The 15,547-nt window shown below is 71.6% G+C and carries 8 protein-coding genes; 2 read left to right on the top strand and 6 right to left on the bottom strand.

The window, feature by feature from the left end:
• The first annotated feature begins 59 nt into the window (after positions 1–59).
• The gene (locus tag KJK29_RS10540) at positions 60–2,291 is read left to right on the top strand and encodes a HelD family protein (RefSeq protein ID WP_251057755.1); all 2,232 of its coding nucleotides are present in this window, start codon (positions 60–62) and stop codon (positions 2,289–2,291) included.
• 33 nt (positions 2,292–2,324) lie between these two features.
• On the opposite strand, the gene KJK29_RS10535 is transcribed toward KJK29_RS10540, so the two are convergent.
• From KJK29_RS10535 to KJK29_RS10510, 6 genes are all read right to left on the bottom strand, one after another.
• The gene (locus KJK29_RS10535) at positions 2,325–2,795 is read right to left on the bottom strand and encodes a hypothetical protein (RefSeq protein ID WP_215118449.1); all 471 of its coding nucleotides are present in this window, start codon (positions 2,793–2,795) and stop codon (positions 2,325–2,327) included.
• Between the two features lie 152 nt (positions 2,796–2,947).
• Complete coding sequence (glgB, locus tag KJK29_RS10530; protein ID WP_215118448.1) at positions 2,948–5,734, bottom strand: 1,4-alpha-glucan branching enzyme; 2,787 nt, start codon at positions 5,732–5,734, stop codon at positions 2,948–2,950.
• A 30-nt stretch (positions 5,735–5,764) separates the two neighbouring features.
• On the bottom strand, positions 5,765–7,207 hold the full coding sequence (locus KJK29_RS10525) for a maltokinase N-terminal cap-like domain-containing protein (protein ID WP_215118447.1): 1,443 nt from the start codon (positions 7,205–7,207) through the stop codon (positions 5,765–5,767).
• Between the two features lie 155 nt (positions 7,208–7,362).
• On the bottom strand, positions 7,363–9,063 hold the full coding sequence (gene treS / locus KJK29_RS10520) for a maltose alpha-D-glucosyltransferase (RefSeq protein WP_215118446.1): 1,701 nt from the start codon (positions 9,061–9,063) through the stop codon (positions 7,363–7,365).
• Positions 9,060–11,180, bottom strand: a complete 2,121-nt coding sequence (locus KJK29_RS10515; RefSeq protein WP_251057754.1) for an alpha-1,4-glucan--maltose-1-phosphate maltosyltransferase — start codon at positions 11,178–11,180, stop codon at positions 9,060–9,062. Before KJK29_RS10515 ends, treS begins: the two co-directional genes overlap by 4 nt.
• Before the next feature lie 215 nt (positions 11,181–11,395).
• Positions 11,396–12,598 (bottom strand): S8 family peptidase, encoded by a 1,203-nt coding sequence (locus tag KJK29_RS10510; protein ID WP_215118445.1) that lies wholly within the window; start codon positions 12,596–12,598, stop codon positions 11,396–11,398.
• Between the two features lie 290 nt (positions 12,599–12,888).
• On the opposite strand from KJK29_RS10510, the gene KJK29_RS10505 reads away from it, so the two are divergent.
• The gene (locus KJK29_RS10505) at positions 12,889–15,507 is read left to right on the top strand and encodes a glycosyltransferase family 1 protein (RefSeq protein WP_215118444.1); all 2,619 of its coding nucleotides are present in this window, start codon (positions 12,889–12,891) and stop codon (positions 15,505–15,507) included.
• Positions 15,508–15,547: the final 40 nt, after the last annotated feature.

Raw genomic sequence — 15,547 nt, 5'->3', positions numbered from 1 at the left:
GAGCACAGTATATCCGGGCGGGAGCGGAATTGTCAAACACCGAATTTCCGGACGATGAATTGCGACAGGAACAGGAATTCATCGACGGGTTGTACGCGCGCGTGGACGCGCTGCGCGGCGACGCCGAGACCTCCGTCACGGACGCGCTCGCGCAGGGCAACACGCCCATGCAGGCCAGACTCGAGCGGGACATCCTCGTCGCCGAGCGCTCCGGGCTGCTCGCCGCGCTGAACGCGGTGGACGGCTCTCTGTGCTTCGGCCGGATCGACCTCACCTCGGGTGTCACCCACCACATCGGCAGGATCGGGCTGCGCACCGACGACGCCGAGCGCACCCCCGTCCTGATCGACTGGCGTGCCGATGTCGCCCGCCCCTTCTACCTGGCCACCGGCCACACCCCGATGGACCTCAGGCGTCGGCGGCACATCGCGACCGACGGCCGGCAGGTCACGCATCTGCACGACGAGATCCTGGACCTCGGCGACGAGACCCGCACCGGCCACGAGGACCCGACGGGTGACGCCGTGCTGCTCTCCGCGCTCAACTCGGCCCGCACCGGCCGCATGAGCGACATCGTGCAGACCATCCAGGCCGACCAGGACCGCATCATCCGCGCCCCGCACCGCGGCGTCATGGTGGTGGAGGGCGGTCCGGGCACCGGCAAGACGGCCGTCGCCCTGCACCGCGCCGCCTATCTGCTGTACGAGCACCGCGAGCTGCTCGCCAAGCGGGCCGTACTCATCGTCGGGCCCAACCCGGCGTTCCTCGGCTACATCGGCGAGGTGCTGCCCTCCCTCGGCGAGACGGGCGTGCTCCTCGCGACCGTCGGCGAGCTGTTCCCCGGCGTGAAGGCGACCGCGACCGACACGCCCGAGGCCGCCGCCGTCAAGGGCCGGGCGGACATGGCCGACGTCCTCGCCGAGGTCGTCCACAGCCGGCAGGCGCTGCCCGACCCGGTCATCGCCATCGAGCACGACCGCGAGATCCTCATGCTCGACGACGGCCTGGTGAACGTCGCCCGCGAACGCACCCGCGCCGCCAAGCTGCCGCACAACGCGGCCCGCGAGCACTTCGAGGGCCACATCCTCAACGCGCTCACGGACCTGTACGCCGAACGGATCGGCACCGACCCCTTCGACGGGTCCAGCCTGCTCGACCCCAGCGACATCACCCAGATCCGCGACGACATCGCCGACAACCCCGACGTCTGGTCCGCCATCGACCAGCTCTGGCCGGTGCTCACCCCCGAGCGGCTCGTCGCCGACTTCCTCGCCGCGCCCGAGGAGTTCCTGCCCGCCGAGGACGCCGAGGCCGTACGCCGCCCGGTGACCCGGCGCTGGAGCGTCGCGGACGTGCCGCTGCTCGACGAGGCCGCCGAACTCCTCGGCGACGACGACCGGCTGGCCCGGGAGCGCGCCGCGCGTGAGCGGGAGGAGCAGATCGCCTACGCGCAGGGCGTGCTGGAGGTGTCGTACGCCTCCCGGACCTACGAGTTCGAGGACAAGGAGGACGGCGACCCCGACGGCAGCGAGGTGCTGTCCGCGCACGACGTCATCGACGCCGAGCGGTTCGCCGAGCGGCACGAGGAGGACGACCACCGCAGCGCCGCCGAGCGCGCGGCGGCCGACCGCACCTGGGCGTTCGGGCACATCATCGTCGACGAGGCGCAGGAGCTGTCGCCGATGGCCTGGCGGCTGCTGATGCGCCGCAGCCCGACCCGCTCGATGACCCTGGTCGGCGACCCCGCGCAGACGGCGGAGGCGGCCGGTGTCGGCTCCTGGGCGGGCATCCTCGACCCGTACGTCGAGGACCGCTGGGAGCACACCCGGCTGGGCGTCAACTACCGCACCCCGGCCGAGATCATGGACGCCGCGGCGGCCGTGGTCCGCGCCGAGCACCCGGACTTCGAGCCGCCCAGCTCGGTCCGCTCCACGGGCGTACGGCCGTGGGCACGGGCCACCGACGACCTCCCGGGCGCCGTCGCCAAGGCGGTCGGGGAACTCACCCCGGACGAGGGGCGGCTCGCGGTGATCGCCCCGCGCGACCTCCACCGCGGCCTCGCGGCCCGGCTGGACGGCGTGACGGCCGGCGCCGAACCCGACCTCACCCACACGGTCGTCCTCCTCGACCCGCGCCAGGCCAAGGGCCTGGAGTTCGACTCCGTCCTGGTCGTCGAGCCCGGCCGCTACGGCACCAGCGACCTGTACGTGGCCCTGACCCGGGCCACCCAACGGCTCGGCGTGCTGCACACCGGGGAACTGCCGAAGGCGCTGGCCGAACACTTCGGATAGCCCGACCGGCGGGGGCTCTCCGACGCCCGGGAGTCATGCCCCCGCCGGTGCCCTCCGGGCGCGGAACTCCGTCGCGTAGCCCGCGCTGATGCCGAGCCCGGCGGCGGACAGGGCGCAGGACATGCTCGCCCAGTTCATCCACAGGTAGGAGGAGTCGGCGCTGTAGACGGTGCCGTCCTCGCGTACGCAGTCGAAGCGCAACGGCAGGTACGAGGAGCGGTGGTGGGACAGGCCCGCGGTCGTGTCCCGGTCGAAGTCGTCGAGGCAGGCTCGGGCCGGGACCGAGGAGGCGCCTTCGCCGAACTCCCACTCCGAGTCCAGCACGGCGAAGAGCCCCAGGGAGTAGACGGACACGGCCGCCCAGGCGAACATCGCCGCCGCCCGGCGCAGCAGCAGTGGCAGCCAGGGTTCGGGGCGGCCGGGAAACGCCATGGCGACGACTCCCGCGGCCGCGACCAGCGCGCCGAGGGCACAGATGACGGAGATGCCCAGACCGATCAGCACGCCGTGACCCCATCCCGCGCGGGCGGACCCCCACGGCCCGGTGGGGTGGCACGGCGCATGCCGCCACCCCACCAGGGCCCGACGGGACGGGCTGTGGCGGAAGCCACACCTCCCGTCACAGAGGTGTCACAGGTCGCCGGAGGCCTGTCGTTTCACGCCGGGCGCAGCCACACCGTCGACAGCGGCGGCAGGGTCAGGCGGATGCTGGCCGGGCGGCCGTGCCAGGGCTGGGCCTCGGGCTTGACCGGGTCGGGGTTGGTGATGTCGCTGCCGCCGTAGCGGGCGGCGTCGGTGTTGACGGCCTCGTGCCAGGCGGGGACGTCCTCGGGCACGCCGAGGCGGTAGTCCTGGCGGGTGACCGGCGCGAAGTTCGACACCGCCAGGATCGGGGTGCCCTCCGGGTCCAGCCTGAGGAACGCGAGGACGTTGTCGTCGGCGGCGTCCCCGACGATCCACTCGAAACCGGCCGGGTCGGTGTCGAGGCGCCACAGCGCCGGGGTGGCCCGGTAGACGGTGTTGAGGTCGCGGACCAGGTCACGCACGCCCCGGTGGTCGGGCTCGGCCCCGTAGCCGGGGTCCAGCAGCCACCAGTCCGGGCCGTGCGCCTCGGACCATTCGGCGCCCTGCGCGAACTCCTGCCCCATGAACAGCAGTTGCTTGCCCGGGTGGGCCCACATGAAGCCGAGGTAGGCCCGGTGCCCGGCCCGTTGCTGCCACCAGTCGCCGGGCATCTTCGACACCAGGGACCGCTTGCCGTGCACGACCTCGTCGTGGGAGATGGGCAGGACGTAGTTCTCGCTGTACGCGTACACCATCGAGAACGTCATCTCATGGTGGTGGTACTTGCGGTGCACCGGTTCATGGCTCATGTACTGGAGCGAGTCGTGCATCCAGCCCATGTTCCACTTCAGCCCGAAACCGAGCCCGCCGAAGCCGCTCGGGCCCTCGTGGTGCGTGGCCCGGGTGACCCCGTCCCAGGCGGTCGACTCCTCGGCGATCGTGACCACGCCGGGCACCCTGCGGTACACCGTCGCGTTCATCTCCTGGAGGAAGGCCACCGCGTCCAGGTTCTCCCGGCCGCCGTGCTCGTTGGGCGTCCACTGCCCCGCCTCGCGCGAGTAGTCGAGGTAGAGCATGGACGCCACCGCGTCCACCCGCAGCCCGTCGATGTGGAACTCCTCGCACCAGTACAGGGCGTTGGAGACGAGGAAGTTGCGCACCTCCCGCCGCCCGAAGTCGAACTCCAGCGTGCCCCAGTCGGGATGCGCGGCCCGTAGCGGATCCTCGTGCTCGTACAGGGGCCGCCCGTCGAACTCGGCCAGCGCCCAGTCGTCGCGCGGGAAATGGGCCGGTACCCAGTCCATGAGGACGCCGATCCCGGCCCGGTGCAGCGAGTCGACCAGGTGCCGGAAGTCGTCCGGCGTACCGAGCCGGGCCGTCGGCGCGTAGAAACCGGTGACCTGGTAGCCCCAGGAACCGCCGAACGGATGCTCCGCGACCGGCATCAGCTCGACGTGCGTGAAGCCCAGGTTCTTCACATACCCGGGGAGCTGATCGGCGAGCTGCCGGTACGTCAGCCCCGGCCGCCAGGAGGCCAGATGCACCTCGTACACCGAGAACGGCGCCTCGTGCGCCGGGGCCTCGGCCCGCCGGGCCAGCCACTCGGCGTCGCCCCACTCGTACGCCGAGGACGTGATGACCGACGAGGTCGCGGGCGGCACCTCCGTGCGGCGGGCCAGCGGGTCGGCGCGCAGCGTCTTCGAACCGTCGGGGCGGGTGATGTCGAACTTGTACAGCTCGCCCTCGCCGATGTCCGGCAGGAACAGCTCCCACACGCCCGACGAGCCCAGCGACCGCATGGCGTGGCCGGTGCCGTCCCAGAAGTTGAAGGTGCCGGCCACGCGCACGCCGCGCGCGTTCGGCGCCCACACCGAGAACCGGGTGCCGGTCACGCCCTCGTGGATCGTCGGGTGCGCGCCCAGCGCCGTCCACAGCTCCTCGTGCCGGCCCTCGCCGATCAGATGCAGATCGAGGTCGCCCAGCGTGGGCAGGAAGCGGTAGGCGTCCTCGGTGTCCAGGAGCGTGCCCTCGTACGCCACGAGCAGCCGGTACGCCGGCACCTCCCGCAGCGGCAGCAGCCCGGAGAAGAACCCCTGCCCGTCGTCGTGCAGCTCCGCCCGCAGTTCCCCGGCGACGACGGTCACCGACAGCGCGTACGGCCGGAACGCCCGGAACGCGACCCCGCCGGGCACGGGGTGCGCGCCGAGCACGGAGTGCGGGTCGTGATGCGTCCCGCCGAGCAGCCGCTCCCGGTCCACCGCGTCGACGGCGGGCGAGACGGCGATCTCCATCTCCGGCGGGAAGACCTGGGCGGGGGCGGCCTTCTTGGCAGCGGCTTTCCCGGCTCCCGCCGCCTTGGCGCCCGCTGTCTTGGCCGGGGTCTTCTTGGCGGTGGCTGTCTTGGCAGGTGCCCTCTTGGCGGTGGCCCTCTTGGCGGTGGCCTTCTTCGCCGCGGCCTTCTTGGCAGGGGTACCGGCGGCCGTGGTCCGGGTGGCCGCGGCCTTCGCGGTCGTGGCCTTCTTGGCGACGGCCTTAGCGGTCGTCGTCTTCTGGGCAGCCGTCTTCTTCGCGGCGGCCTTCTTCGCAGGGGTCTTCTTGGCGGCCGCCTTCGTCGCGGCCACCTTCTTGGCGGTCGACTTCGCCGCCGTCGCCTGCGCGGGATCCGCCTTCTTCGCCACGGCCTTCTTCGCCGCAGACGTCGTCTTCGCCGGTGACTGCGCCGAGGCCGACTTCTTGGCGGCGGCCTTCTTCGCCGCCTGTTTCGGTACCGCCGTCTTCTTCGCGGCGCTCTTGCGCTGGGCGGCCGTCGGCTGCTCGGGGATCTTCTCCCCGGCCGTCTTCTTCGGGTGCGAACCGCTGGACTCGGAGCGGGGGGTCACGGGCGCAGCCTCCTGGGCGCAGGTGGTCGGTCAGGTCAGATGGCCGGACGAGGACAGCCGGCTTATGGCGGCCAGCGGCACCGGCAGCCAGTCGGGGCGATGGCGGGCCTCGTACACCACCTCGTAGATCGCCTTGTCCGTCTCGTAGGCCCGCAGCAGCACCGGGTCGGTGCGCGGATCGCGGCCGGAGGCCTCGGCGTAGCCGGAGCAGTACGCGGACCGGCAGGTCTCGGCCCAGTCCGGCTGGGGCGGATCGGCCGAGCGGGCCGCGTAGTCGAAGGAGCGCAGCATGCCGGCGACGTCCCGCACCGCCGGCTGCGGCATCCGCCGCTCGGGCAGCGGCCGGGCCGGCTCGCCCTCGAAGTCGATCAGCCACCACTCACCGCCCGGTGAGCGCAGGCACTGCCCGAGATGCAGATCGCCGTGCACGCGCTGCGCGGTCCAGGTGCGGCCCTCGGAGGCCAGATCGCCCAGCGCCGTGAACGCCGAGCGCAACCCGTCGGCGTAGGGCCGCAGCGCGGCGACCGCCTGGACGGCCGCCTCCAGCCGCTCGATCATGCCGTCCACCATGAGCTGGAGCTGCATGTGACCGAGCGTGACCGTCGGCAGCGCCCGGGCGAGCGCGGTGTGCACCTCGGCGGTGGCCCGCCCCAGCGCCCGCGCCTCGGCGCCGAAGTCCTCGCCCTTGGCCAGCTCGCGCAGCGCCAGCTCCCAGCCGTCGGAGGCGCCCTGCAGATACGGCTGGAGCACCCCCAGCACGTACGGATGCTGGGCGAGGTCCGCCTGGCCCGCCGCGATCACCGGGTCCGCCGTGGGGTCGATGTCCGCGACCATCCAGGCCGTCGGCGCGGGCACCCGGGGGCTGCCCTCGCGGGCCAGCGCCAGCGGCAGCTCCAGATCGGGGTTGATCCCGGGCACGATCCGGCGCAGCAGCTTCAGGATGAACGTATCTCCGTAGACGACGGACGAGTTGGACTGCTCTGCGGTCACCACGCGGGGCACCAGCCCGGAGCGGATGTCCTGGCCGGGGTCCCGCTCGAAGCGGAGCCTGCCGATACGGGCCTGGGTGCGCAGCGCCTCCAGGAGCAGCTCGGCGGGCCGGGTGTCGTGCAGGGCGTCGTAGACGGTGCGGCCGGCCAGCGGCCCCGTCGGTACGTGTCCGATCAGCGCGGGCGCCAGCCGAGGCGGCAGCGCCTCGCGCACGCCTATCAGGAGCTGGTAGCAGTCGCCGGGGTGGCCGGGCGCGCCGGGGGACGGCACAAGCGGCTGATGGGCGCGTACCAGCAGGTGGTACAGGCCGAGCTTGGCACTGGCGGGCAGCAGCTCGGTGGCCTCGACCAGTGTGAACCCGGTGACCGGACGGCCCTTGCCGGCGAACCAGCGCTGCCGTGGCAGCCATTCCCGCAGCAGGGGATCCAGAGAGGCGAGAAGGCCGGGCGGGGTGGTGACGGTGCGTGTGACGGCTTCCGACATGACGTCGCGTCCTTTCACCCATGTGTGATGCGTCACCGGGTGGGGTGTTCTTCATGCGTGCCCCGGGCGGGGCAGGGGAAACGCCCCGCCGCGGGGGTTTGCGGCCTGCCCCGCGGAACAGGCCTCAGCAGGCCGATCCGGGCCTCATACGGCCCTCATACGGTGTCCCCGCGGAGCCGGAACCAGTAGAAACCGTGGCCCCCGAGGGTCAGCAGATACGGCAGCTCGCCGATGGCCGGGAAGCGCACCCCGCCGAACAGCTCCACCGGGTGCCGCCCCTCGAAGGCGCTCAGATCCAGCTCCGTGGGCTGCGCGAACCGGGAGAAGTTGTTCACGCACAGCACCAGGTCGTCCTCGTACTCCCTGAGGAAGGCCAGCACCGCCGGGTTCGTCGACGGCAGCTCGGTGTAGGTGCCGAGTCCGAAGGCGGGGTTCTGCTTACGGATCTCGATCATCCGCCGCGTCCAGTGCAGCAGCGACGACGGCGAGGACATCGACGCCTCGACGTTCGTGACCTGGTAGCCGTAGACCGGGTCCATGATCGTCGGCAGGAACAGCCGCCCGGGGTCACAGGACGAGAAGCCCGCGTTGCGGTCGGGCGTCCACTGCATCGGCGTGCGCACCGCGTCCCGGTCGCCGAGCCAGATGTTGTCGCCCATGCCGATCTCGTCGCCGTAGTACAGGATCGGCGAGCCCGGCAGGGCCAGCAGCAGGGCCGTGAACAGCTCGATCTGGTTGCGGTCGTTGTCGAGCAGCGGGGCCAGCCTGCGCCGGATGCCGATGTTGGCGCGCATCCGTGGGTCCTTGGCGTACTCGGCCCACATGTAGTCGCGCTCTTCGTCGGTGACCATCTCGAGCGTGAGCTCGTCGTGGTTGCGCAGGAAGATGCCCCACTGGCAGTTCGAGGGGATGGCCGGGGTCTTGGCCAGGATCTCGGAGACCGGGTAGCGGGACTCACGGCGTACGGCCATGAAGATGCGCGGCATGACCGGGAAGTGGAAGGCCATGTGGCACTCGTCGCCGCCGCTGGGGTAGTCGCCGAAGTAGTCGACGACGTCCTCGGGCCACTGGTTGGCCTCGGCGAGCAGCACCGTGTCCGGGTACTGCGCGTCGATCTCCTTGCGCACCCGCTTCAGGAAGTCGTGCGTCTCCGGGAGGTTCTCGCAGTTCGTGCCCTCCTGCTGGTACAGGTAGGGCACCGCGTCCAGCCGGAACCCGTCGATGCCCAGGTCCAGCCAGAACTTCAGCGCGGAGATCATCTCCTCCTGCACGGCCGGGTTCTCGTAGTTGAGGTCCGGCTGGTGGGAGAAGAAACGATGCCAGTAGTACTGCTTGCGGACCGGGTCGAAGGTCCAGTTGGAGGCCTCGGTGTCGACGAAGATGATCCGCGCGTCCGGGAACTGCTTGTCGTCGTCGGCCCACACGTAGTAGTCGCCGTAGGGCCCGTCCGGGTCCTTCCTCGACTCCTGGAACCACGGGTGCTGGTCGCTGGTGTGGTTCATGACGAAGTCGATGATCACGCGCATGCCGCGCTGGTGGGCGGCGTCGACGAATTCCACGAAGTCGGCGAGATCGCCGAACTCGGGGAGCACGGCCGTGTAGTCGGAGACGTCGTAGCCGCCGTCGCGGAGCGGGGACTTGAAGAACGGCGGCAGCCACAGGCAGTCGACGCCGAGCCACTGGAGGTAGTCGAGCTTGGCGGTGATGCCCTTCAGGTCACCGACACCGTCGCCGTTGCTGTCCTGGAACGAGCGGACGAGCACCTCGTAGAAGACGGCGCGCTTGAACCACTCGGGGTCGCGGTCCCTGGCGGGAGTGTCCTCGAAGGTGTCCGGAACGGGTTCGTTGACGATCATGTTGTGGGTGACCCTCCCATCTGCGGGGTGGACGGTCGCAGCACCGTGAAGACGTGCGCGGGGCTCCGGCCCGGTTCGAGACGCACGTAGTTGGCCCTGCCCCAGTGATAGGTCTCGCCGGTGAGCTCGTCCCGCACCGGCACCGACTCGTGCCAGTCCAGGCCGAGTTGCGGCATGTCCAACGAGACCGTCGCCTCCTGGGTGTGGTGGGGGTCGAGGTTGGCGACCACCAGAACCGTGTTCGAACCCTGCCGCTTCGAGTAGGCGATCACCGCCTCCTGGTCCGCGTCGTGGAAGTGGATGTCGCGCAGCTGCTGGAGGGCCGGATTCTCCCGCCGGATGGTGTTGAGCCTGGTCAGCAGCCGGGTGATGCTGCGCCCCTCACGCTCGGCCGCTTCCCAGTCGCGATGCCTGAGCTGGTACTTCTCCGAGTGGAGGTACTCCTCGCTGCCTTCCTTGAGCGGGGTGTTCTCGCACAGCTCGTAGCCCGAGTAGATGCCCCAGGTCGGCGACAGGGTTGCCGCCAGCACCGCCCGGACCTCGAAGGCGGGGCGCCCGCCGTTCTGGAGGTAGGCGTGCAGGATGTCGGGGGTGTTGGCGAAGAAGTTCGGCCGCATGTAGGAGGCGGCTTCGCCGGAAAGTTCGGTGAGGTAGTCGGTCAGCTCCTGCTTGGTGTTGCGCCAGGTGAAGTACGTGTAGGACTGCTGGAAGCCGATCTGGGCCAGGGTGGCCATCATCGCCGGGCGGGTGAAGGCCTCGGCCAGGAAGATCACGTCGGGGTCGGTGCGGTTGATGTCCGCGATGACCCGCTCCCAGAAGACGACCGGCTTGGTGTGCGGGTTGTCCACGCGGAAGATCCGCACGCCGGTGTCCATCCAGTGCCGCAGCACCCGGACGGTCTCGGCGATGAGGCCGTCCATGTCGGCGTCGAAGGCGATGGGGTAGATGTCCTGGTACTTCTTCGGCGGGTTCTCGGCGTAGGCGATGGTGCCGTCGGGGCGGTGGTGGAACCACTCGGGGTGCTTCTGCACCCAGGGATGGTCCGGCGAGCACTGCAGGGCGAAGTCGAGAGCCACCTCCATGCCCAGGTCCCGGGCCTGCTCCACGAACCAGGTGAAGTCCTCCAGGGTGCCCAGGGCGGGGTGCACGGCGTCGTGGCCGCCCTCGGGCGAGCCGATCGCCCAGGGCACGCCGACGTCGTCGGGGCCGGGGGAGAGGGTGTTGTTCTTGCCCTTGCGGAAGGTCGTGCCGATCGGGTGGATCGGGGGCAGGTAGACGACGTCGAAGCCCATCGCGGCGATCGCCGGGAGGCGCCGGGCCGCGGTGCGGAACGTGCCGTGCGGCTGCTTCGGGGTGCCTTCGGAGCGGGGGAAGAACTCGTACCAGGAGCCGTACAGGGCCCGCTCCCGCTCCACGAGGAGCGGCAGGGGTTCGGAGGTGGTGACCAGGTCCCGGAGGGGATGGCGGGCCAGTACCTCGTCCACCTCCGGCGTCAACGCCGCCGCGAGACGTGAGGCCGCCGGGCGGCTCTCGTCCCGCAAGGCGTCGACGGCGGCCAGGACCACGTCCCGCAGGCCCTCCTCCTCGGGGACGCCGTCGGCCGCCCGCTCGTACAGGCGTGCGCCCTCCTCCAGGACTACGTCCGTGTCCATGCCGGCCGGGATCTTGATCTGCGCGTGGTGGCGCCAGGTGCCGACCGGGTCGCCCCACGCCTCCACGGTGAACGTCCACAGGCCGGGCTCCCCGGCGGTGACCGTGGCGCCCCAGCGGTCCGTGCCGGGGGCCAGCTCCCGCAGCGGTGTCCAGGGCCCGGGGCAGCCCTCGGGGTCCCTCAGGACGGCATTGGCGGCCACCGCGTCGTGCCCCTCCCGGAACACGGTCGCCGAGATGTCGAAGGTCTCCCCGGTCACGGCCTTGGCCGGACGGCGGCCGTGCTGGACGACCGGGCGGACATCGAGCACGGGTATGCGCCCGACGGCGGTCGCCTCGCCCGCGGGCGACGGTGGCGGGGCCGGTGGGCCGGTGTCGGCCGGGCGCACGGGACGTTCCCCGCCGCCGGGCGCGCGCGCCCCGGTGCGGCGGGTGGGGGGTGGTGACGAAGGGTGCTTGGCGGGCATGACCGCTCCTGTCCGCGTCAACGTGGGTGGGCGGAGGTCTATGGGGAGGTGGGTCCTGCGTGGTGCTCCTGAGAGGGGTACCCGCAGGAGCCTTCCCACCCTATTCGGGTGGGCAATCCGGCACTTTGTTAACTACTCACGCGTATGTCGACACACAAGACCGGCCTCGTCCGCGACGGACGAGGCCGGCCCTGGTGTGTGGCTGCTCCTTCGCCCTACGGGTGCGGCACCCGCAGTAACTTGTCCGGCGAACCCGCGCCCCGACCGGAGATCTTCCCGGTCGCCGCTCCCGTGGTCAGAGCCCTCCCGACCTGGGACGGAGTCGCTTTCGGATGATCGGCCAGATACAGCGCGGCCGCGCCCGCCGCGTGCGGAGAGGCCATCGAGGTACCCGAGAAGGTGGCCCGCGCGGTGTCGCTCGCGGCGGTGGCGGAGGTGATTTCGACGCCCGGGGCGAACAGATCGAGGGCCGGACCGTGGTTGGAGAAGGCCGGTTTTGTATCCCTGCGGTCGGTCGCGCCGACCGTGATCGCCTGCTTGACGCCCGCCGGGGAGTACAGCCCGGCCGGCCTGCCGTCGTTGCCCGCGGCGATCGTGTAGCTGACGCCGGAGGCGATGGAGGCACGGACGGCGGCGTCCAGCCGGTCGTTGCGCGGGCCGCCCAGACTGAGGTTGGCGACCGCGGGCTTCCTCGCGTGCCGCGTCACCCAGTCGATCCCGGCGATCACCCGGGCCGTGGTGCCGGCGCCCGCCGCGTCCAGGACGCGCACGGAGACGATCCGGGCCTTGCCGGCGACGCCGTGGGTCTTCCCTGCGACCGTGCCGGCCACGTGCGTGCCGTGGCCGCCTGCGTCCGCCGCGACCTTGTCGTTCCCGACGAAGTCCCAGCCGTGGCTCGCCCGGCCCCCGAAGTCCCGGTGGGTGGTCCGGACGCCGGTGTCGATCACGTACACCGTCACCCCGGCCCCCGCCGACTCGGGCCAGGAGTAGCTGCGGTCCAGGGGCAGACTCGGCTGGTCGACGCGGTCCAGTCCCCAGGACGCGGGGTCGCGCCGCGTGCCCTCCAGCCGTACCCGGGTGTCCTGGACGACCGAGGCGACCCGGGGATCGGCGGCGAGCCGTGCGGCCTGTCTCGCGTTCGCCCTGATCGCGTAGCCGTTCAGGACGGTCCCGTAGGTGTGGCTTATATCGACCCCGTACGTCTCGGCCAGGCCCCTTCCGGCCCCCGACGGTGCCCGCGTGCCCTCCTTCAGTGTCACCAGATAACTGCCGTGCACGGAGCCGGGTCCTCCGGCGCCGAGTATCCGCCCCTCCGGTACGGCGTGCGCGGGCAGGGTGATGGCCGAAAACGCCGCGATGCAGATCGCCGCGGCCAGGCCCCCCGTCCAGCGCGGGCGCCGTGTGCGCGTCCGTGCCATGGTCCGAGTTCCCCTCCTCGACTCGGCGTACGGCGGCCCGCGCGACGCCGTGAGCGGCGGGCGCGGGCCGGTACGCCAGAGGCAGCCTCTCGTGGCGCGTGAAACACCACAAGGACGCCTATGGGGGTGGAATCGGCCATATCCGTGAATGGTGCTGTTCAGGCCGATCGGGGGTCCGACGGCGGAGCCTCAGCGGCGGCGGCACATCCGCCGGTACTGTCGTAGGAGACGTCGATGAAGCCCTGTGTCAAAGCCCTGCGTCAACCTGCGAACGCGCCGAGGTGGAACCCGTGAAGGCGATCCGTCGATTCACCGTCCGACCCGTTCTCCCCGACCCGCTCCGGCCGCTGAGCGATCTGGCCCGCAATCTGCGGTGGTCGTGGCACACGGAGACCCGTGACCTCTTCCAGTCCGTCGACCCCGAGCGCTGGGCCGCCTCCGGGCGCGACCCGGTCCGGCTGCTGGGCAGCGTGCCGCCCGCGCGGCTCGCGGCCCTGGCCGAGGACCGCCGCTTCCTGCGCCGCCTCGCCGCCGTCGCGGGCGATCTGCACGACTACATGACCGGCGAGCGCTGGTACCAGGCCCAGCCCGAGGAACTGCCCGCCGCGATCGCCTACTTCTCACCCGAGTTCGGCATCACGGCTGCCCTGCCGCAGTACTCCGGCGGCCTCGGCATCCTGGCCGGCGACCATCTGAAGGCGGCCAGCGACCTGGGCGTCCCGCTGATCGGCGTCGGCCTGCTCTACCGGCACGGCTACTTCCGCCAGACCCTCTCCCGGGACGGCTGGCAGCAGGAGCACTACCCCGTCCTCGACCCGAACGAGCTGCCCCTGGTCCTCCTGGAGGAGCCCGACGGCACCCCCGCCCAGGTCGCCCTCGCCCTGCCCGGCGGCAAACAGCTGCGCGCCCGGATCTGGCTGGCGCAGGTCGGCCGGGTCCCGCTGCTGATGCTCGACTCGGACGTCGAGGAGAACGACCTCGGCGAGCGCGGTGTCACCGACCGGCTCTACGGCGGCGGCAGCGAGCACCGGCTGCTGCAGGAGATGCTGCTGGGCATAGGAGGTGTGCGGGCGGTCCGGACGTACTGCCGGCTGACCGGGCATCCCGCGCCCGAGGTCTTCCACACCAACGAGGGGCACGCCGGGTTCCTCGGCCTGGAGCGGATCGCCGAACTCTGCGCGGCGGGCTCGGACTTCGACGCGGCCCTGGAGGCGGTCCGCTCCGGGACCGTCTTCACCACCCACACCCCCGTCCCGGCCGGCATCGACCGCTTCGACCGCGAACTGGTCGCCCGCCACTTCGGCCCCGACGCGGAGCTGCCCCGCATCGACGTCCAGCGCGTCCTGCGGCTCGGCATGGAGACCTACCCAGGCGGGGAGCCCAACCTGTTCAACATGGCCGTGATGGGCCTGCGCCTGGCCCAGCGCGCCAACGGTGTCTCCCTGCTGCACGGCAACGTCAGCCGCGAGATGTTCTCCGGCCTGTGGCCCGGCTTCGACGCCGACGAGGTGCCGATCACGTCCGTGACCAACGGGGTGCACGCACCCACCTGGGTCGCCCCCGAGGTGTTCCGGCTCGGCGCCCGGCAGATCGGTGTGCAGCGCGCCGAGGACGCGCTGACCGTCGGCGGCTCGGACCGCTGGGACTCGGTGGCGGACATCCCCGACCAGGAGATCTGGGAGCTGCGCCGCGGCCTGCGCGAACAGCTCGTGACCGAGGTGCGGGAGCGGCTGCGGGCCTCCTGGCGGCAGCGCGGTGCCGGTACGGCCGAGCTGGGCTGGATCGACGGCGTGCTCGACCCGGACGTCCTCACCATCGGCTTCGCCCGGCGCGTCCCCTCGTACAAGCGTCTGACGCTGATGCTGCGCGACCGCGACCGGCTGATGGACCTGCTGCTGCACTCCGAGCGGCCGGTCCAGATCGTCGTCGCGGGCAAGGCGCACCCCGCGGACGACGGCGGGAAGCGGCTGGTGCAGGAGCTGGTGCGGTTCGCGGACGATCCGCGGGTGCGGCACCGGCTCGTGTTCCTGCCTGACTACGGCATGGCCATGGCGCAGAAGCTGTACCCGGGCTGCGACATCTGGCTGAACAATCCGCTGCGGCCGCTGGAGGCCTGCGGCACGTCCGGCATGAAGGCCGCGCTCAACGGTTGTCTCAATCTGTCCGTCCTCGACGGCTGGTGGGACGAGTGGTTCCAGCCCGACTTCGGCTGGGCCATCCCCACCGCCGACGGTGTCGGGACCGACCCGGACCGCCGCGACGACATAGAGGCCGCGGCGCTGTACGACCTGCTGGAGCAGCGGGTGACGCCCCGCTTCTACGAGCGCGGCCGCAGCGGGCTGCCCGACCGCTGGATCGAGATGGTCCGCCGGACCCTCAGCCTGCTCGGGCCGAAGGTGCTGGCCGGGCGCATGGTCCGCGAGTACGTCGAGCGGCTCTACGCGCCTGCGGCGCTGGCGCATCGCTCGATGGGGGTGGATGCGGCGCGGGAGCTCGCCGAGTGGAAGGGCAGGGTGCGGGGTGCGTGGCCGGGGGTCACGGTCGACCATGTGGAGACGTCCGTGTCCGAGGCGTTGGCGGAGCTGGGTACGACGCTGGGGGTGCGGGTGCGGGTCGGTCTCGGTGTGCTCGGGCCGGATGACGTGGATGTGCAGGTCGTCTCGGGGCGGGTGGACGAGGAGGACCGTATCGGTGACGCGACGGTCGTTCCTCTGAAGCCGGTCGGGTCCCCCGGGGAGGACGGGCGGTGGGCCTATGAAGGGGCCTTGTCGTTGGATCGCACCGGGCCTTTCGGGTATACGGTGCGGATCCTTCCTGCGCATCGGTTGTTGGCCTCTAGTGCGGAGTTGGGGCTGGTGGCCGGGCCGTCCGAGGAGCTCGTGGAGGCGGCCGGGTTGTTGATGCGTTGAGTCTTGTCCGCGGGTGCGTGGGGGCTGGTCGCGCCCACGC

The organism is Streptomyces koelreuteriae, assembly GCF_018604545.1.
Lineage (GTDB): Bacteria > Actinomycetota > Actinomycetes > Streptomycetales > Streptomycetaceae > Streptomyces > Streptomyces koelreuteriae.
Note: the sequence above shows the minus strand (reverse complement) of the source record. Positions and strands in the feature narration are given on the sequence as shown.